This is a genomic window from Gemmatimonadaceae bacterium (assembly GCA_036496605.1).
In the GTDB taxonomy this organism is placed as follows: Bacteria; Gemmatimonadota; Gemmatimonadetes; order Gemmatimonadales; family Gemmatimonadaceae; genus AG2.
This window is the reverse complement of the sequence record DASXKV010000050.1, coordinates 45,949-62,441: the sequence shown is the minus strand read 5'-3', so window position 1 is coordinate 62,441 and position 16,493 is coordinate 45,949. Positions and strand designations below refer to the sequence as shown.

Sequence of the window (16,493 nt, the reverse complement as noted above, 5' to 3'; positions counted from 1 at the left end):
TCTACATCCTCAGCAGATAACTCGCCTTCACGAAGAACGCATCGTTGACGCGCCGTAGCCGCGAGAATGCCAACGGATCATCCTCCGTCAAGCTACTTCCGTAGCCCACGAAGAACACCGTGCCCGGCGTCGGTCGATAGGAGAACAGCCAATCGACGCGGAATGCCGTCGATGGAAGCCGCTCGACGTTCTGCGGACCTAACGAGCCGATCGTCGTCAGCGGCAGCCCCGTGCGTGGGTCGCGCACGAGCGTATCGCCAGTCGTGGTAGCAGTGTACTGGCCGACGAATCGCACGAACACGGGCCGCGCGAGCTGATACTCTACCTTGATCCGAGGAATGCGGATGAATGTGGTGATCCGGTCGTCGGCGCGGCGGGTCAGCATCGAGCTCACGTAGGATGCATTCACTCGGACCTTTTCCGTCGGCCGCCAGTTGGCCGTTGCGCCCGCGTCGAAGCGGTGGACGCGCGACGTCTCGCTGAAGTCGACGTCGTTACCTCCCGTCGCGCTCACCGAGGCGTCGAATTCCTGATAGATCGGTGTATTCACGCTCGTGCCGATGACGAATGTGGTTATGCGCGGAGATGGCACGAACGGTGTAAGCTGAGGCGAGCCCGGACCGGGCGGAGCGACGGTCACCAGTCCTGCGTACTGAGCCGGATCAAAAGCGAAGCTCGCCAGCGTCGGATTCAGGTTGAGCGACCAACCGCCATGCAGGAGGAATTGGTTGCTCGCCGACGCCTTGCTCTCGAGCAGACTTTTTCCCGAGAAGAAGTCGTCGTAGCGCCAGAGCGCGTTCGTCGTGATGAAAACGTTGTAGCGCTCGAAGACCGAACCGGGCCGGCCATAGATCGTGAAGCGGTTGGAGACGCTGGGCTGCACATATCCCGTTCTCGGCACGAAGCCGTTCCACGCCGCGAAATCGGGATGAATACCGATGATGTTGTAGTGGAATCCAAACGCGCGTCCCGTTCGATCGAGCACCGCCTCCCACATCGGGCCGGTGCGCGTCGTATCGCTGAGACGCGTCGTGCTTGCGACCGCCTGAAATTGCGCGAAATAAAGCCGGCCGAAGACGAAGCGGACGTCGCCACCAGCGAGGCGATTGAACGCCGATCCCTCCTCGCGATCGCTCACGAGAACGCCCGCCGTCGATTGCCCGGAGAAGTCGCGCCTAACGCGAAGGATCGTTGCGATGGGATTGCTGCCGGGCGTTCGCGACACTTGCGGGTCGTCGACGGCCGAAAGGAGGGCGAGATCCGTTCCGCCCACCTTTCCCGTAATCTTCGCCGCGTCCGTCGGATGCACGATCTGGCGCGTGTAGACCAGCGTGTTCGGAACGTTGAACTGATCGCTGCCTTCGACGAAGAAAGGCCGCTTCTCCGGGTAGAATAACGCGAAGCGCAGATCGCTCGCGATCTGTGTCGCGTCCGCTTCGACCTGGGAGAAATCGGGCTTGATCGTGCCGTTGAGCACGAAGTTGCTCGTCATTCCCCACTTCACGTTGCCGCCTAACGTGGCGGACTGCTCGTAGCCCCACGCACCGGCCGCACCGTTCGCGAGCGTCTGGGGCGCGCCGGCGGTTGTCGACGTCAGCTCCGGATTCAGCTCGAGCACCTCACCGTGATGCATGCCGGTGAGCCCGACGATCGTCCCCTCTTGCGCGAGGAACGATGCCGATGCCTTACGAGCGGGCGTCCATGTCTCCTGATATCCGGAGTGTTGGACGTTGCGCTGGATCTGAAGTCCCCAATCCTGCACGTCGCGTGCGGCGAACCGCAGCGACTTGAGCGGAATGCGAATCTCGACCTGGAATCCCCATGGCGTGACGCGCCCCTTCGATTGCCAGATGAAATCGGCACTGAGATCGTTCTGTCCGGGCATGACATTCGAGCCGGGAATGAAGCCGCCGGCCTCGCTTTTCATCCCGTCAGCTTGAACGCCGAGGGGATTCACTATAAAAACGAATGCGCGGCGCTGGTCGTGGAACGTATCGAGATGAATCTCGACGTTGTCGTCTCCACTGATGCGATCGCGATCGGCCAGCGTCGCATGAACGGCGTCGCCGCCGCCGTGCGGCTCGAACCCGCGGATGCCGAAGTAGATCGCGGTCGACGAATACCAGACCAGCACCTCGGTCGAATCCGGCGCGGGTCGTTGATCGATCGGCGCATAGAGTGAAAAGCCAGTGAGTACTGCCGCATCGCGCCAGATGGGTTCGTCGAGCGACCCATCAATGGTGACCTCGGCGTCGCGTCCGTCGGCCTTTGGCGCGCGAAGCGACGTCTGGTTAGCGCGGCCGTCGTACGTCGCGTGTCGCGCCACTGGGCGCGCCTGCGATTGTTCGACTGACGTTTGGGCTTGAAGGAGTGCGAGGAGGGAAATTGCGGCGAACATCTGAGCGGAACGCGTGATGCGGGGAGCGGGGCGGGGGGCGCGTGGAAGATAGCGCCGTGACCGGCCTCAGCGCTCCACGCGCCGCGAAAACCGTTCGCCTAACAGACCGATTGCAATGCCAAGCGGAATATTGAGTGCCGCGACGAGCACGATCAGCATTTCGATTCCGAGCGTGAGTGGCCGTGGCGCGCGAACGAAGTTGATGCCCGTGGCAACGATTGCGGCGACACACCCCATTGCGAATCCGATGCGTCCCGCTGCCTGCTTGCGCTCCTTGAACTTGTCTCCCACTGCTTTGCGTGAACTCGTCATCGACGCTCGATCGCGCGGGGACGCGCAGTCGCTCGGTGCACGGCCCACGCCAACGCCAGCATCGGCGGCAAGACAAAAGCGATAATCGGCCCATTCGACTCGCGCGATAGTCCAATGAGATGGAGCAAGAGCGCAATCACTCCGAGCGCGGCCAGCAGGAAGGTCAGCCAGCGCGTCGTTCGTGCGAGCCCGCCCTTCACCGCGGTCATCGGCGCAAATACCGAGAGCAGCAGCCAGAGTGGATTGAAGAGGAGAAGGTTCTCGTTGCGATGGGCGAAGTGGTGATCGGTCACTCCCCACAGAAGCGCGAGGATGAGACCAAGAATACCCGCGCCGAATGCCCAGGTCGCGAACAGGACACCAGCACCAATTCTCGCCCGCGCGCTTCCACGCGCGCCGCGCCACCCAATCACCGCGAAGAGCGCTGCGATGAGAATACCGAGTGTCAGGAAGACGGGCAGCCAGTTGGGAGGCGCGGTCGCTTCAGGGTGTCGCACCGTGCCGAGCAGCATGCGTTCGCTCTTCACGAGCGGACGCGTCCCGCCATGCCCGTCGTCGATACGAAGCTCGCGGATGTAGTCGCGCAGCCGCATTGGCAGGAACATCTCGTCGTACGCCGAAAGGTCGCGATCGGCGGGACGTCCCAGGCCGAGATCGATGCCGGACGCGAGGAGAGCCTCGCGTTGCGTGAGCCTCAGCGTCTCGGACCGATAGGTGTAGTTCGTCTTCCGGCCGGAGAACGTCGCGCGGATCACGCCGCCGAGCACGCGATCGAGCGCGTCGCGCACGCGCGTTGAGCAGTTGTCGAGGTAGTAGTCGTACCGATAGTTCCTGTTCTGGGGTTGCGAGTTCCAGACGACGAAATCGCGCAGCGCAATCTTCTGCGCGTTGGTCAGGTCGAGCTGCTGCGCCCACACGGCCCGGTCCCGCTCGCGATAGTCGATGAGGGTTTCCTCAAGCGGATAGCCTCCCATCGAGTACAGCATCCGACCCTGAAGGAAATGCGGTATGAAGTATGGCTGGCTCGAGTCGAAGATTCCCCAGTTGTAGACCACATCGACGGGACCGCCCTGGGAGGGCGCTCGCTCGAGGTGGAACCAGAGCGCGTTGTGGCCGAATTGCTCCCAGACCTGCTCGCCGACACCCATGGTGAGCAGCGTGACGGTCAGCTCGCTCCCAGGCTCGCTAGGCGGCGTGACGCGCGGACCCGGAGGTTTCTGGGCGCTCGGCGGCCGCACCTGAGCGACGGCGAGCATCGGTGAAAGCAAGAGAAGCAGAGCGACTCGGCGAAGCGTCATCGAGAGTCGGAACCGGAGGCGTTGGATTGCGATCAGAAGCAAGCGCGCCTAAGAAGGTAACGACCGATTGAACGCCCGCCATTTTCGCGCGTCCGCGCGGCACGCAGCGTGCGCGCGATGCCGATGTCTTTCACCCGAGGATCAACATGCCGAAACGGAGCAGCGGTGGTACGAGCGCGAGCGGTGGAAAGGGCGGCTCGAGTAAAGGCAGCAGCAAGTCGCAAGGCAAGAACGTCAGCAGCGCACGCAGCGCCTCCAGCTCGTCGCGCACCAGTAGCTCGCGGAGTGCCTCCTCCAGTTCCACGACGGGCCGTCGCGTGATCGGTCGAGGAATGACGTCACTCGACTCGACGCAGGCCGCACTGGATTCTCGTACCGGTGAAGTCGACGAGAGGACCCGAAAAAAATCCTGAAGACGCAGGGCGCGACTGCCGGACGACGCGTCATCAGTTGCGTCTTCAGCAGTTGCGCCTTTCGGCGCCGGCTTCAGTTCTCTCCCACGCCCATGTTCTCTACTAGGACAAAGTCGTTCGCTGAGGGCGGCTTGAGCTTGTACCACTCCGTCGAGTAGACCGCCTCGCGCGCGAAGTCGACATCGGTCGTCCAGGTGAGATCGTCTGCGGGAATGCCGGCGTCCGAGCGCACCACCAGGACCGGAAGGGGAGGCAGCTGCTTCAGCGAGCAGTACCGGCTCACCATTCCGAGCGCCTGGCTCAAAGCACCGCCGTCGAGACCGATCCGATCGGCGAGAAGGGTGTATGTGAGTGTCTGACGGTAGAAGGCGGCACTCACGAGCACCTGCCAGACCTGAACTGCCTGCTCCGAGCGCGTCATTTCCTGGTCTCCTCACACTCGAAATCGATGATAACCGAGCGTCCAAATTCGTCTGACGTTAGGCAGAAACGCTGGAAACCGGTGCAGCGCAGTGTGATGCACGTCACGACACGATTTCGTGCAATCATTACTCTTGCCGGTGCACAGGCACCATTCTCGCTGCCCTGCATACTGTAGCCGAGTCTTCGCTGTTCTTTGATGCCCAATCCGACGGAAGTCCCAACTCCGGCAGCGCTGGCTGACCTCGTTGCGAGGTGCAGCGAGATGACACGATACTCTACCGAGCTCACCGCCGCCGAAGAATCGCGCGTCGCGGCGCTTGCGTCCGCGATCGTTACCATGCGGCAGGTCCTCGAGCTCGCAACGATCCCGAGCGACCGCCTGCCACTGCGTCAGTCTCGAATGGAGCATTGGGCGCTCACCGGTCGCTCGATCGAGGATGCCGAAACCCTTGCGATTCGGAATCTCCATGGCGCTCTCGTGCTCGACGAGCATGGCCAGATCAAAGTTCTGACAAATCGAACGTGGCGCGGAGCATGGCGGAACATCACGCTCTGGCGTGATGGCGTGGGCGGCCTTCGCGCGAACGCCTTGATGGATTACCTGGCGCGCCTCGTCGCGCTCGCCCAGGGCCGCGCACCAGACGTCGCGCGTCAACTCCTCGAGCGAAGCGAGGCGGTGGTTTCGACGTACTCGTTGCTCCCGCCAGGACCGAGATCATCGCAGGCGGACTAGGTGGTAGTTGGTTGCTGGTAGTTGGTTGCCTACCCACCTCTACCCTCTACCAACCTCACGCATTTGCCGCTTGGCGGATGCTCAGCTGCACGGCCGCCGTCGGCGTACCGTCGACGTGAAGCAGAAACGTGTACCGTCCCGCCGTCGCGACATTGAAGAGATCGAACACGAGCGGCAGATCCACGGAGACGGACTCGAGACCCGTGGGCATTGCCGGCAGCGACACCTCGCCGCCCGGCCGTCCGATTTCCTTCCCCGACGGATCGCTCATCGCCACTTCGACCCGGTGGCTTTGCCCAACCTCCTCGCGAGTGAAGAGAATGCGCGCCGCGAACGCCAAACGCGGCAGCGTGAAGGGGATCGTTGGAACCTGGAGATCGTTGAAGACACCGATCAACGAGGGCCGGCCGTCGTTGCCGAGAATGACCGTATCGCAAAGGGCGACGTATTGAACGTGCATTGGGCGATCGAGGGGGATGGAGTTGAGAGAGTAGCTGCTGGTTGGTGGTTGGTGGTTGGCGAAGTCGACTAGCAACCAGCAACCAGCAACCAGCTACGGCACGAGCACGGCGGCACCACGAAGACGTCCCGATCGGTGCGCCTTCACGGCCTCATTCGCTGCGTTCAGCGCAAAACACTGAACCTCCGTGTGTAGAGGCACCCTCGGTGCCAGTGTGAGAAACTCGTCGGCATCCTGCCGAGTGAGATTGGCCACGGACCGGATGGTTCGCTCTCCCCAAAGAATGTCGTAAGGGAATGCTGGGATATCGCTCATGTGAATGCCCGCGCAGACGACAACACCGCCCTTCGCCGTCGCGCGTAGCGCCGTCGGCACGAGCTCACCTGCCGGGGCGAAGATGATTGCTGCGTCGAGCGGTTCGGGATGCTCGTCAGTCGCTCCTGCCCATTCCGCTCCCATCGAGCGGGCGAAGCCTTGTGATGCGTCGTCGCCCCGCCGTGTGAACGCGAATACTCGCTGGCCCCGGGCGACGGCCACCTGAGTAATCAGGTGCGCGGCCGCGCCGAAGCCGTAAATACCGAGGCGCTTCGCGATCGCGGGATCGCCCGCGAGCCGCAGCGACCGATAACCGATCAGTCCCGCGCAGAGTAGCGGCGCGGCGTGTGCGTCGTCGTACTCACCCACGATCGGAAAACAGTATCGCGCGTCGGCCACGCAATACTCCGCATATCCGCCATCGATGTCATAGCCGGTGAAACGCGCGCGATCGCAGAGGTTCTCGCGTCCGGTAGTGCAGTAGACGCAGACGCCACACGTCCAGCCCAGCCACGGTACGCCGACGCGATCGCCGCGATGGAATCGGCTGTCACCGGGCGCCTCGTCCACGACGCCGACGATCTCGTGCCCAAGGACGAGTGGCAGCTTTGGCTGCGTGAGCTCTCCGTCGATGATGTGGAGGTCCGTACGACAGACCGCGCATGCGCGGACGCGAATCAATACCTGTCCCGACGCCGGCGCCGGCCGCGGAATTTCACGTTCTATCAACTCCGACCGCGGCCGCTCCAGCACCATCGCGTGCATCCGAATTCCCTTGCCCCCGGTCGCTTGCCCCTAGCCCCGATCTGCTATCCCCGCTCCGATGATTTTTGCCAGTCCCATGATTGTAATCATCGGGTTCACGCCGGAGGACGCGGGGAAGAGACTCGCGTCGGCGACGAATAGACCGGTGATTCCCCGAACGGCACCTCGCTCGTCGCACACTGCAGTGCGGGGATCGGCGCCCAGGCGGCACGCCCCCATCTGATGCGCACTGAACAGCGTCGACCAGTTGCGGTCGACCGCACTGGTGAGAACGCGCGTGGAGAACTGGTCGACAGCTGCCTTCGACGCCTGCTTCGCCTGCAAGACGTGCGGCCGCGAGTGGAGGGTGATGATCTCTTCCGCGCCCGCCGCGATGTGCGCGCGCACCGCGGCCGCAATCCCGCGCTTGAGGTGCGACAGCTCGCGCCCGCCCGGTCGGTACTCGATCGCGCGACTCTCGCGCCGAACGCGAATGCGGCCCCCTTCGCCATCCCGGACGAGTACGACGGTCGCGCTGACGTGCGCCGCACGCTGCATGCGCCGCCGGTGGTCGCGCGCGCCAAGCCATGGCATCGAGAGTGCCAACATCCCGGGGTGTGCGTCGGCGAGCTCGAGACGGACTCCGAAATTCCCGTCGAGCGCCGCGTGTTCCTCGGACATTATGGTTTGCGGCGGGCCATCCCACGGTCGTATCGGCTCGGCGTACATGCCGAACACCGCGCTCGCGGGGTGGAGGAAGAGATTCCTGCCTAACGATGCATGCCGCATTCCCGAGCGGAGCAGGAGCGCCGGCGTCTCGAGACCGCCCGCGGCGGCGACGACGATCGGCGCACGCACGCCAATCGCAAACTCCCGTCCCATGGACGAATCGGCATCCCGCGCGACCGCGTGCACCCCGGCCACGCGGCCACGATAGTGAGTCACGCGTGTGACGCGACAGTTCGGCATGATCGTCACGTCGCCGAGCCGCTGCGCGTCGGCAAGGAACGTGACCGCCGTCCCCTGCTTGCCGCCATGGCGGCAACCGTACATGCACGACCCGCACTGCGTTGGGTCGCAACCATGCGCATTCCGCGGAACGTGACGCCAGGACCAGCCTAACGCCGTACAGCCGCGCCGCAACGCCTCGTTGTTCGCATTGATCACGCTCTCGACCGTGCCGACGTTGAGCCGCTCACACACGGCGTCCAGCGCCTCCGTGAAGCGCGAGTCCGTGAACATCGCCACGCCGGAAACCGCCGCCCACTCGTCGCGAATCGCGTCCGGCAATGGCAGCGACGTTTGCCAGTTCAGGGATGTTCCACCGCCGACACACGCCCCAGCAAGGATCGTGACGCCCAGATCACGCGACGACGTCGTTGCGCGATCGAGGTAGAGCCGCTGCATACCGACGATCTCGCGTTGATCGAACTGTGCTGCTTGATCGCCCGGACCCTGCTCGAGCAGGACAACCCGCAGTCCAGCGCGTGCGAGCTCGGCCGCGACGACTCCGCCGCCGGCGCCCGAGCCGATGATGCACGCGTCGGCCTCCAGCTGGACCGGACCATCGACGTTCGTCAGTCGGAGCGAGGTATCACGCGCCGCTGCGTTAGGCAGCGGCACGTAACCAATTCCATTCCATGTTGGATTGGCACGCCGTTCGTCCATGAGCGAGTAAAACAGGAACGAGGCCAGCCGCTTCACCGCCTGGAATCCCTTACGTGCCAGCGGGACGGAGCTCGTCGCCATCGAGAGCAGTACGCGCTCCCGTTCTTCTGCGCGCAGCGAACGGAAGGACCGCGGCTTGCCGGCGAGTCCGAGCATGAAGAGAGGGTGGTCGAGCGCGCGGAGCAGGAGCCGAAAGTCTTGCACCTGCTCCGCCGGCACCGCCGCCAGGGCTTCCTCGATTGCCGCTGGAACGCCTAACGAAACACCGTCGGCGGTGAAGAGCTCGGGCTCGTCACCCGGCGCCGGATCGAGCCGAGGGAACAGCGTTCCGCACACCCAGAGAAGCGTGGTCCGCTCGTCAGGCGAAAGAAGCGACGGCGCTAGCGAGCGACTCAGTGGCTCATGTGCGGACAACGTTTGCATGCGTAGTCTTATCGCCTTCCTCGAAGCTATTCTCCCCGGTACGCCGGTCCCCTAACGAGCTTTCCCGGCTTCGCCCCCGTCACCTTTCCGTCACTCACCACGGCCACACCGTTTACGATCACGTACTTCATCCCCACCGACAGCTGGTGCGGCTTCTCGTACGTCGCGCGGTCGATGATCGTGTTGGGGTCGAACACCATTACATCGGCGTACATCCCTTCGCGCAGCTCGCCGCGGTCGCGAATACTCAGCCGGTCGGCGACGGCGCTGGTCATCTTTCGTACGGCATCCTCGAGCGTCAGGATTCGCTGATCCCGTACGAAGCGGCCGAGGATGCGCGGATACGTCCCGTAGGCCCGTGGGTGCGTCGAGATCTTCGCGCTGTCCGGATCAAACGCCTCGGCGTCCGTCCCGAACTTCATCCACGGCTGTCGCACCTGCATCGCCACGTTCGAGTCGGATGCGATGAAGATGACCTGACCAAGCCGATTTTGCTCGGCGATCGTTAGGTCCATCAGCGCCTCCGACCAGTCCTTGTGCATCGCCTGGGCGATCTCATTGAGTCGTTTTCCTTCGTATTTCTTGAGCGAATCCACAGTGAAGCCGACCACCTCGACGCCCTTCGGGGTCGCCGCCATGCACAGACTCTCGAACGACGCGTGCTCGCTCGTCATCTCCGCCTTGATCTTCGCGCGCGTCGGCGCGTCGTGGAGACGGTCGATGAGCTTGCCGTCGGCGTGCGCCCACGGCGGGATGCACGACGAAAGGTTGTTCTGCCCTGCGACATACGGATACTGATCGGTAGCGACGTCCTGTCCTGCGGCGCGCGCCGAGTCGATCTTGGCGACGACCTGCTTCGCTTTCGGCCAGTTGCGTACGCCCGCGGCCTTCAGATGGTAGATCTCTACCGGGACACCACCGTCGTGGCCAATCTTGATCGCCTCATCCACGGCTTCGACCAAGCGATCGCCTTCGGACCGCATGTGCGTGATGTACACGCCGCCGAGGGGCGCCATTGCCTTCGCCTCCTCGATGAGCTCCGTCGTCGACGCGTAGCTCCCGGGTGGGTAGATGAGCGCGCTGCCGACGCCGAACGCGCCATCGAGCATCGCGTCGCGAACGACGAGCCGCATCGTGTCCAATTCCGCCGCGTTCGCTGGGCCCTCTGTCATTCCTTTCGAGTAAGCGCGCACAGTCCCGGCGCCGACGAATGAGCCGACGTTGACGGACATCGTGTGCTTTTCCATTGCGCGGAGCCATGCGTCGAAACCACGCGGACCAGTGAAGCCCTTCAGGACGCGCTGCAGCGACGTATCCATTGCGATCGCGGCCGACGACTGGAAGATCTTGTCGTTGGCTGGCGCCGGCGTGTCGCCTTCGCCGAGGATCATCGTCGTCACGCCCTGCGTGATCATGCTGACGACGCGGCTGTCTCCAGTGAGGAGCTCCGGGTATGACTGCGCCTGTATATCGATGACGCCCGGTGCGACGACGAGTCCCTTCGCGTCGATCTTCTCCTTCGCACCGGCGTCCGCGAGCATGCCGGCCGGGGCGATTCGCGCGATGTGGTCGCCGCTGATGGCAACGTCGCCGTAGAACCACGGATTGCCCGTGCCGTCGACGATCTTGCCGTTCGTGATAACCAGGTCGTACTGCTGAGCGCCGCCCTGCTGCCGGGCCTGTGGCTCGGGGCGTACCGAGCAAGCAGCGAGGATGGCAATGAAGACGATCGAAGATTTGATGCGCATGTCGTTTGGCGGGGAGGGAGATTCGTTAGGCTTGCCGTCGCCGTGCCTGAGGGACGACGCACAGAGGATGTCTCGGAAACCCGTGCTCGTCCAGTATGCGCGCCCCCAATTTGCATCGCGGTTGGGAGGCATCTCATGGGACGAGCGATGTTCCGATCACGCGGCAACATATCGGACGACGGCGGAAAGGGCGGTGCCCTTGCGGCCGAGCTGCGGCAACGCGCTCAGCCGCTCCGCACGGCGGCGGATCTCGACCCGCTGCTCGACCGCATCGGCGACGCGCAATACGTCCTCCTCGGCGAGGCGTCTCACGGCACCTCGGAGTATTACACGTGGCGTGCGGAGCTCTCGAAGCGGCTCGTTCGCGAGAAGGGCTTCTCGTTCATCGCTGTCGAGGGCGACTGGCCCGACTGCTATCGCGTCAATCGCTATGCGAAGAGCTATCCAGCCTCTGGCGCGAGCGCACGCGACGTCTTGCACGCCTTCGAGCGCTGGCCGACGTGGATGTGGGCCAATGATGAGATCGTCGATCTCGTCGAATGGCTGCGGCGCTACAACGGTCAGCGTCGGCTGAGCGACGATCGAAAAGTCGGTTTCTACGGGCTCGACGTGTATTCGCTGTGGGACTCGATGCGAGCGGTCGTCGACTATCTCGAGCGTATCGATCCGAAGCTCGCTGCAGGCGCCAAGCGGGCGTATCGCTGCTTCGAGCCCTATGGCGAAGACGAACAGGAGTACGCTCGAGCGACCTACCTCGTGCCGACGTCGTGCGAGGACGAGGCCGTCTCCGTTCTTCGTTCGCTGCGAGCTCGGCCAGCCGAGTATGATGGCGATGGCCGCGAGGCCCAGTTCAACGCCGAGCAGAATGCGCTCGTCGCGAAGAACGCCGAGCTGTACTATCGCACCATGGTCCGGGGCGGATCGCAATCGTGGAATGTCCGCGATCATCACATGGTCGACACGCTGGACCGTCTGATGACCTACCATCGAGCGGTGAATCCGGACGCAAAGGCGATCGTCTGGGAGCACAACACGCACATCGGTGATGCGCGATTCACCAACATGGCGACGGCCGGGATGGTGAATGTTGGCCAACTCGTGAGGCAGGCGCACGATGGCCAAGGCGTCGTGCTCGTGGGCCTCGGCTCGCATCGCGGAAGCGTGATCGCGGGCGAGGAGTGGGGCGCACCAATGGAACGGATGCGCGTTCCCGAGGCACGCGCCGGGAGCTGGGAGGACGTCATGCACAACGCCGTGGCGAATAGCGATGACGCGACCGGCGCCGCGCTTCTCGTCTTCGACGACGCCAACGATGGCGGCTTACCCGGACTCGACGAGCCGATCGCCCATCGCGCCATTGGCGTCGTCTACGATCCGGATCACGAACGCTGGGGCAACTACGTGCCGACGATCGTCCCTCGCCGGTACGACGCGTTCATCTTCGTCGACGAGACCCACGCCCTATCGCCGCTGCATCTGCCGGTGAGAGTCGGCGAGGTCCCGGAGACCTTCCCGAGCGGGGAATAAGGAACGTGGTTGGTTGCTGGTGGTTGGTGGTTGGAATTCGCTCATCCCCAACAACGAATCACCAATCACCAACTCCCACAATCACTCGTACAGCTTGCCGAGATCCACCTTCGCCAGCTCGATGAAATACTGCGAGATCTGCTGTTCGACAATCTCGAGATAACTCCGTCCCTTCTCGGCCGTCGACTTCTTCGGATTGCCGACGCCGGTATCGGAGGTGATCTGCTTCCAGTCGCGCGGCGCCCACGCCCAACCCTCTCGTAAGCCGCCGATTCGAAAGCGGCGTTCCTTCCCCTCACCCGCCTCGCTCAGTGGCAGCACGGCCTCTGGTGCGAGGTGCATCATCACGCTCGTCTCGACCTCTCCGGCATGATCGCCGAGATCCTCGAAGTGGTCCTTCGGGTTCACGACCTTGTACCAGTTCACGGTCGTCAGGAACACCTTCGTCTTCGGCTGTAGCTCGCGAATCATCTGTCGAAAGTCGTTCGCACCGTGCCCGTTCAGGATGCACAGCTTCAGAATTCCCTGACGCTCGAGCGAGTTGGCGACATCAGCGAGCAGTAACGCCTGGGTGCTGGGGTTCATGTTGATGCACCCCTTGATCTCGATTTGGGTCGTCTGCACGCCGAACGGTACCGCCGGCAAGACGAGCACGCGCGCGCCCGCCGCCCACGCGCGCTGCGCTGCGGCTGCCGCGACGCCCACCGACAGAATCGTGTCGGTTGCGTACGGCAAGTGGAGATTGTGCGCTTCCGTCGCGCCCCATGGCAGGATCGCGAGCTCGTAATGCGTCGGGTCGACGGTCTTCCAGGTTGTCTCGGACAGTATGAAGGGGCGTGTCGTCATGATCGTGGGCCCGAGGTATTGCCTAACGGTTCATGCTACGTCGCCCGCCGATCAGTGCGTCGACGCTCCACGAACCTCCACCGGCGAAGGCGAGATACAGGAAGACGAAACACAGAACCACCGCGAGCTCGCCGCGATTTACGATCGGCAGGAATCCGCGCGGCGCATGGGTCTTGAAGTACGCCACCGCCATCTCGCCACAGACGATGAACGCTACCGGTCGAGTGACTAGGCCGATGAGCAGCAGGAAGCCGCCAAAGAACTCGAGAATCCCCGCAATGCCAGTCTGCGAAAACAAGGTGAATGGAGCGACCGGTCCCGGCGCACCGGCTGGCGGATAGTGAAACAGCTTCTGACTTCCGTGCTGCATGAAGATCAACGCCGCAACAATGCGCAACACACTGAGTACCGTACCGGTCCATCGCTCACGAGCTGGTTCGAACAGACTCACAGACAGACGCCTCGGTGTGGGAAGATGTCGATCGGAACGCAATGAACGATAACCATACCCCGTTCTTATCCTGCTAGAAGGTCGAGTGATCCCCGAAGGAGGCGTGTCGGTCCCGCCGCGTGGCTACAACGTCGATCAATCAGCGTACATTCTCGTTACCCTCTAGCCCAAGCCCTACGTCTTCCTCCTCTCGACGACGCACCGTTCTCAACGCACTCTCGATCTTCGGCGTCTGGACGACGCTCGGGCTCCTGTCGTGCGCGCAGGCCAGCCTCTTTCTTGCGCAGGTGGGCCAGCGCATGACTTGGGGCTCGTTTGGCGCGCGTATGCTCGACTGGTACACGTGCGGCGCATTCACTCCGCTTTTTCTCTGGATGGCCGAGCGCTTTCCGGTCGATCGGCGGCATTGGCGCACGAATATCCTCGTCCAGCTCGCGGGCAGCAGCGTTGCCGTCGTGGTCAAATACGCCGTACTCGTCGAGATCTGGCACGTGATCAGCCTTGACAGGCGGACGACGCTCTCGCGCGCGCTCGCTTCGAATTTCATCATCGAGTCGATGATCTTCTGGGCGGTCATCGGGATCGCGCATGGCATTGTGTTCTATCGGCGATGGCAGGAACGCGAGTGGCTCGCCGCTGAGCTCCGCGGCCGCCTTTCCGAAGCGCAGCTCGAAGTGTTGAGGGGGCAGCTCCGCCCGCATTTTCTTTTCAATACGCTCAACAGCATCTCCACCCTCATTCATAGCGATCCGGCATCGGCGGATCGCATGGTCGTTCAGTTGGCCGACCTACTCCGCGTATCGCTCGAAACGTCTGGAACGCACGAGATTCCGCTCGCCGAAGAGCTCGGGCTTCTCGAGCGTTACATCGACATCATGCGCGCGCGACACGCCGATCGGCTCACGGTCTCGATACGCGTCGCGCCTCGTGTCCGTTCGGCCGTGGTGCCCCATTTCATCTTGCAGCCCCTCGTGGAGAACGCGATCGAGCATGGTGTCGCGCGACGTTCTGGCGCGGGCTGCATCGTGATCGAGGCGGACGACGTGGGCGACACGCTGCAACTCCGCGTCGGCGACGATGGCTGCGGCATCCCATATCGAGCGAACGGGTCGTTCCCGCCTGACGAGGGCGTCGGGCTTGGCAACACGCGGCTTCGATTGCACCAGCTATATGGAGATGCACAATCGCTCGCGATTCGGGCTCGTGAAGATGGCGGCACTCTCGTCACGATCACGATCCCTCTGCGCGGTGAGGTTGCTTCCGAGCGGGAAGGGCCAGTTTCACGTGTGACCGCGAATGTCTGAGGGCCTTGGTGCGTTGCGTCCTGCACGACGCTCGACGCGCGTCGTGATCGCGGACGACGAGCCGCTCGCGCGACAGCGCACTCGTAGCTTCCTCGATAACCGCGGCGATGTGGCGATCGTCGGCGAGGCAGGCGACGGCGCCGAAGCGGTCGACATGATTCTGCGGGAGCGGCCCGACATCGTATTCCTGGACGTGAAGATGCCGGAGCTCGATGGATTCGAGGTCGTTGCCGCGCTCGAGGCGATGGGCGAATCCGACGCGTCGGCGGGGCCGGCTCCAGCAATCATCTTCGTCACCGCGTTCGGCGAGTTCGCCGTCAAGGCATTCGAGGTCCGTGCGCTGGACTATCTGCTCAAGCCATTCGATCGGGCTCGCCTGGATCGCGCCCTCGAGAGCGCGTCGCTTCGGCGCGCGGCGTGGACAGACAAGGGTCCACCCGGAGCCGTGGATCCCGGCGTATGCGAACTGCTGACGCTGCTCCGTTCGCGAGAGCGCCGTGACGAGCGTTTCCTCATTCGCAGCGGCCACCGTATGTATTTCCTGCCCGCCAACGACATCGAATGGGCGGACGCCGCGGGCAACTACGTACGACTGCACGCCAGTGGGCGCACCCACCTCTACCGCGAAACGATGAAGGCGTTCGAGCTTCGACTGGACGCGCGGCGGTTCGTGCGCATTCACCGTTCGGCGATCGTGAACATCGATCGCGTAGCGCAGATCGAGCCATACGTGCACGGCGAATATGTCGTTACGATGCGCGACGGAACGCGGCTCACGTCCAGCCGCGCGCATAGTGCGGGTCTGCGAGGACTGCTGGAGCGCTGAGCAGAGTCATCCCGTGGGACGGCGAGATCGTCACTTCGATTTTGCCAAGGTGGAAGCGCCGGAGGCAGCGTGGGGAGTCCGCTACCCATCGGAGAATTCATGACTACTTGGACTTCCCGCCGCGCTGCTTGGGCGATTGTCGCCGTTGCCGCGTCAGCTCTCACTGCTCGTGCACAGATTGCCACTCAGCAGAGCGCCACCGTCGAGCACATCGCGACCGCGGCCGACAGCACCGGCATTCGCGATGCCGCCATGGATTACATCCAGGGCTGGTACGAGGGGAATGCCGACCGGATGCAGCGGGCGCTGCATCCGGAGCTTGCGAAACGCATCGTGCGCACCGATCCCAAGACCGGTCACAGCATGTTCGGCACGATGGGCGCGCTCACACTGGTCAACAGCACAAAAGCGGGCGGCGGCTCGAATACGCCCGCGAGCCACCGCCGCACCGATTATCGGTTGCTTGACATCTACGAGAACGCGGCCGTTGCGCGCGTCGATGCAGGCGATTGGGTGGACTACCTGCAACTCGCGAAGTGGAATGGCCGCTGGGTGATCGTCAACGTGCTCTGGGAGCTCCGCCCGCAGTCTCCGTGAGTAGAGC

General features: G+C 63.5%; 16 protein-coding genes. 5 read left to right on the top strand and 11 right to left on the bottom strand.

The window, feature by feature from the left end; all coding sequences use genetic code 11:
- Position 1 precedes the first annotated feature (1 nt).
- From VGH98_18855 to VGH98_18835, 5 genes are all read right to left on the bottom strand, one after another.
- Positions 2-2,326, bottom strand: coding sequence for a DUF5916 domain-containing protein (locus VGH98_18855; protein HEY2378042.1), 2,325 nt, complete (start codon positions 2,324-2,326; stop codon positions 2-4).
- 138 nt (positions 2,327-2,464) lie between these two features.
- A complete protein-coding gene (locus VGH98_18850; GenBank protein HEY2378041.1) occupies positions 2,465-2,710 on the bottom strand; it encodes a hypothetical protein in 246 nt (81 codons plus the stop codon).
- Positions 2,707-4,008 carry a DUF4105 domain-containing protein gene (locus VGH98_18845; protein ID HEY2378040.1) on the bottom strand — a complete coding sequence of 434 codons (1,302 nt, stop codon included), beginning with the start codon at positions 4,006-4,008 and terminating at the stop codon, positions 2,707-2,709. The genes VGH98_18850 and VGH98_18845 overlap by 4 nt, the downstream gene beginning before the upstream one ends.
- 130 nt (positions 4,009-4,138) lie before the next feature.
- Entirely contained in the window at positions 4,139-4,312 is a 174-nt protein-coding gene (locus VGH98_18840) for a hypothetical protein (protein HEY2378039.1), read from the bottom strand.
- A 182-nt stretch (positions 4,313-4,494) separates the two neighbouring features.
- Complete coding sequence (locus tag VGH98_18835; protein HEY2378038.1) at positions 4,495-4,842, bottom strand: hypothetical protein; 348 nt, start codon at positions 4,840-4,842, stop codon at positions 4,495-4,497.
- A gap of 264 nt (positions 4,843-5,106) precedes the next feature.
- Between VGH98_18835 and VGH98_18830 the strand changes: the two genes are divergently transcribed.
- Complete coding sequence (locus tag VGH98_18830; protein ID HEY2378037.1) at positions 5,107-5,577, top strand: hypothetical protein; 471 nt, start codon at positions 5,107-5,109, stop codon at positions 5,575-5,577.
- Between the two features lie 55 nt (positions 5,578-5,632).
- Here the strand turns inward: VGH98_18830 and VGH98_18825 are convergent, their stop codons facing one another.
- From VGH98_18825 to VGH98_18810, 4 genes are all read right to left on the bottom strand, one after another.
- Positions 5,633-6,037 carry a hypothetical protein gene (locus VGH98_18825; GenBank protein ID HEY2378036.1) on the bottom strand — a complete coding sequence of 135 codons (405 nt, stop codon included), beginning with the start codon at positions 6,035-6,037 and terminating at the stop codon, positions 5,633-5,635.
- Between the two features lie 93 nt (positions 6,038-6,130).
- Positions 6,131-7,117, bottom strand: coding sequence for a zinc-dependent alcohol dehydrogenase family protein (locus VGH98_18820; protein ID HEY2378035.1), 987 nt, complete (start codon positions 7,115-7,117; stop codon positions 6,131-6,133).
- A 30-nt stretch (positions 7,118-7,147) separates the two neighbouring features.
- Positions 7,148-9,187, bottom strand: a complete 2,040-nt coding sequence (locus VGH98_18815; protein HEY2378034.1) for a GMC family oxidoreductase — start codon at positions 9,185-9,187, stop codon at positions 7,148-7,150.
- 26 nt (positions 9,188-9,213) lie between these two features.
- Complete coding sequence (locus tag VGH98_18810) at positions 9,214-10,935, bottom strand: D-aminoacylase (GenBank protein HEY2378033.1); 1,722 nt, start codon at positions 10,933-10,935, stop codon at positions 9,214-9,216.
- A 147-nt stretch (positions 10,936-11,082) separates the two neighbouring features.
- Here VGH98_18810 and VGH98_18805 point away from each other — a divergent pair, with 147 nt between their 5' ends.
- Entirely contained in the window at positions 11,083-12,462 is a 1,380-nt protein-coding gene (locus VGH98_18805; GenBank protein HEY2378032.1) for an erythromycin esterase family protein, read from the top strand.
- Between the two features lie 81 nt (positions 12,463-12,543).
- On the opposite strand, the gene VGH98_18800 is transcribed toward VGH98_18805, so the two are convergent.
- Both VGH98_18800 and VGH98_18795 read right to left on the bottom strand, forming a co-directional pair.
- Positions 12,544-13,308 carry a creatininase family protein gene (locus tag VGH98_18800; protein ID HEY2378031.1) on the bottom strand — a complete coding sequence of 255 codons (765 nt, stop codon included), beginning with the start codon at positions 13,306-13,308 and terminating at the stop codon, positions 12,544-12,546.
- Positions 13,309-13,330: 22 nt separating this feature from the next.
- A complete protein-coding gene (locus VGH98_18795) occupies positions 13,331-13,759 on the bottom strand; it encodes a DoxX family protein (protein ID HEY2378030.1) in 429 nt (142 codons plus the stop codon).
- A gap of 299 nt (positions 13,760-14,058) precedes the next feature.
- On the opposite strand from VGH98_18795, the gene VGH98_18790 reads away from it, so the two are divergent.
- The 3 genes from VGH98_18790 (at position 14,059) to VGH98_18780 (ending at position 16,486) form a co-directional block, all read left to right on the top strand.
- Complete coding sequence (locus tag VGH98_18790; protein HEY2378029.1) at positions 14,059-15,063, top strand: sensor histidine kinase; 1,005 nt, start codon at positions 14,059-14,061, stop codon at positions 15,061-15,063.
- Positions 15,056-15,889 carry a LytTR family DNA-binding domain-containing protein gene (locus tag VGH98_18785; GenBank protein HEY2378028.1) on the top strand — a complete coding sequence of 278 codons (834 nt, stop codon included), beginning with the start codon at positions 15,056-15,058 and terminating at the stop codon, positions 15,887-15,889. Before VGH98_18790 ends, VGH98_18785 begins: the two co-directional genes overlap by 8 nt.
- Before the next feature lie 99 nt (positions 15,890-15,988).
- Entirely contained in the window at positions 15,989-16,486 is a 498-nt protein-coding gene (locus VGH98_18780; GenBank protein HEY2378027.1) for a nuclear transport factor 2 family protein, read from the top strand.
- The last annotated feature ends 7 nt before the right edge of the window (positions 16,487-16,493 follow it).

Bases quoted from the DNA above. Each gene is read 5' to 3' on its own strand.
- VGH98_18780 (HEY2378027.1), top strand. From the start codon at position 15,989: ATGACTACTTGGACTTCCCGCCGCGCTGCTTGGGCGATTGTCGCCGTT.
- VGH98_18850 (HEY2378041.1), bottom strand. From the start codon at position 2,710: ATGACGAGTTCACGCAAAGCAGTGGGAGACAAGTTCAAGGAGCGCAAG.
- VGH98_18815 (HEY2378034.1), bottom strand. From the start codon at position 9,187: ATGCAAACGTTGTCCGCACATGAGCCACTGAGTCGCTCGCTAGCGCCG.
- VGH98_18835 (HEY2378038.1), bottom strand. From the start codon at position 4,842: ATGACGCGCTCGGAGCAGGCAGTTCAGGTCTGGCAGGTGCTCGTGAGT.
- VGH98_18805 (HEY2378032.1), top strand. From the start codon at position 11,083: ATGTTCCGATCACGCGGCAACATATCGGACGACGGCGGAAAGGGCGGT.
- VGH98_18825 (HEY2378036.1), bottom strand. From the start codon at position 6,037: ATGCACGTTCAATACGTCGCCCTTTGCGATACGGTCATTCTCGGCAAC.
- VGH98_18790 (HEY2378029.1), top strand. From the start codon at position 14,059: ATGACTTGGGGCTCGTTTGGCGCGCGTATGCTCGACTGGTACACGTGC.
- VGH98_18785 (HEY2378028.1), top strand. From the start codon at position 15,056: ATGTCTGAGGGCCTTGGTGCGTTGCGTCCTGCACGACGCTCGACGCGC.
- VGH98_18800 (HEY2378031.1), bottom strand. From the start codon at position 13,308: ATGACGACACGCCCCTTCATACTGTCCGAGACAACCTGGAAGACCGTC.
- VGH98_18820 (HEY2378035.1), bottom strand. From the start codon at position 7,117: ATGCACGCGATGGTGCTGGAGCGGCCGCGGTCGGAGTTGATAGAACGT.
- VGH98_18810 (HEY2378033.1), bottom strand. From the start codon at position 10,935: ATGCGCATCAAATCTTCGATCGTCTTCATTGCCATCCTCGCTGCTTGC.
- VGH98_18830 (HEY2378037.1), top strand. From the start codon at position 5,107: ATGACACGATACTCTACCGAGCTCACCGCCGCCGAAGAATCGCGCGTC.
- VGH98_18845 (HEY2378040.1), bottom strand. From the start codon at position 4,008: ATGACGCTTCGCCGAGTCGCTCTGCTTCTCTTGCTTTCACCGATGCTC.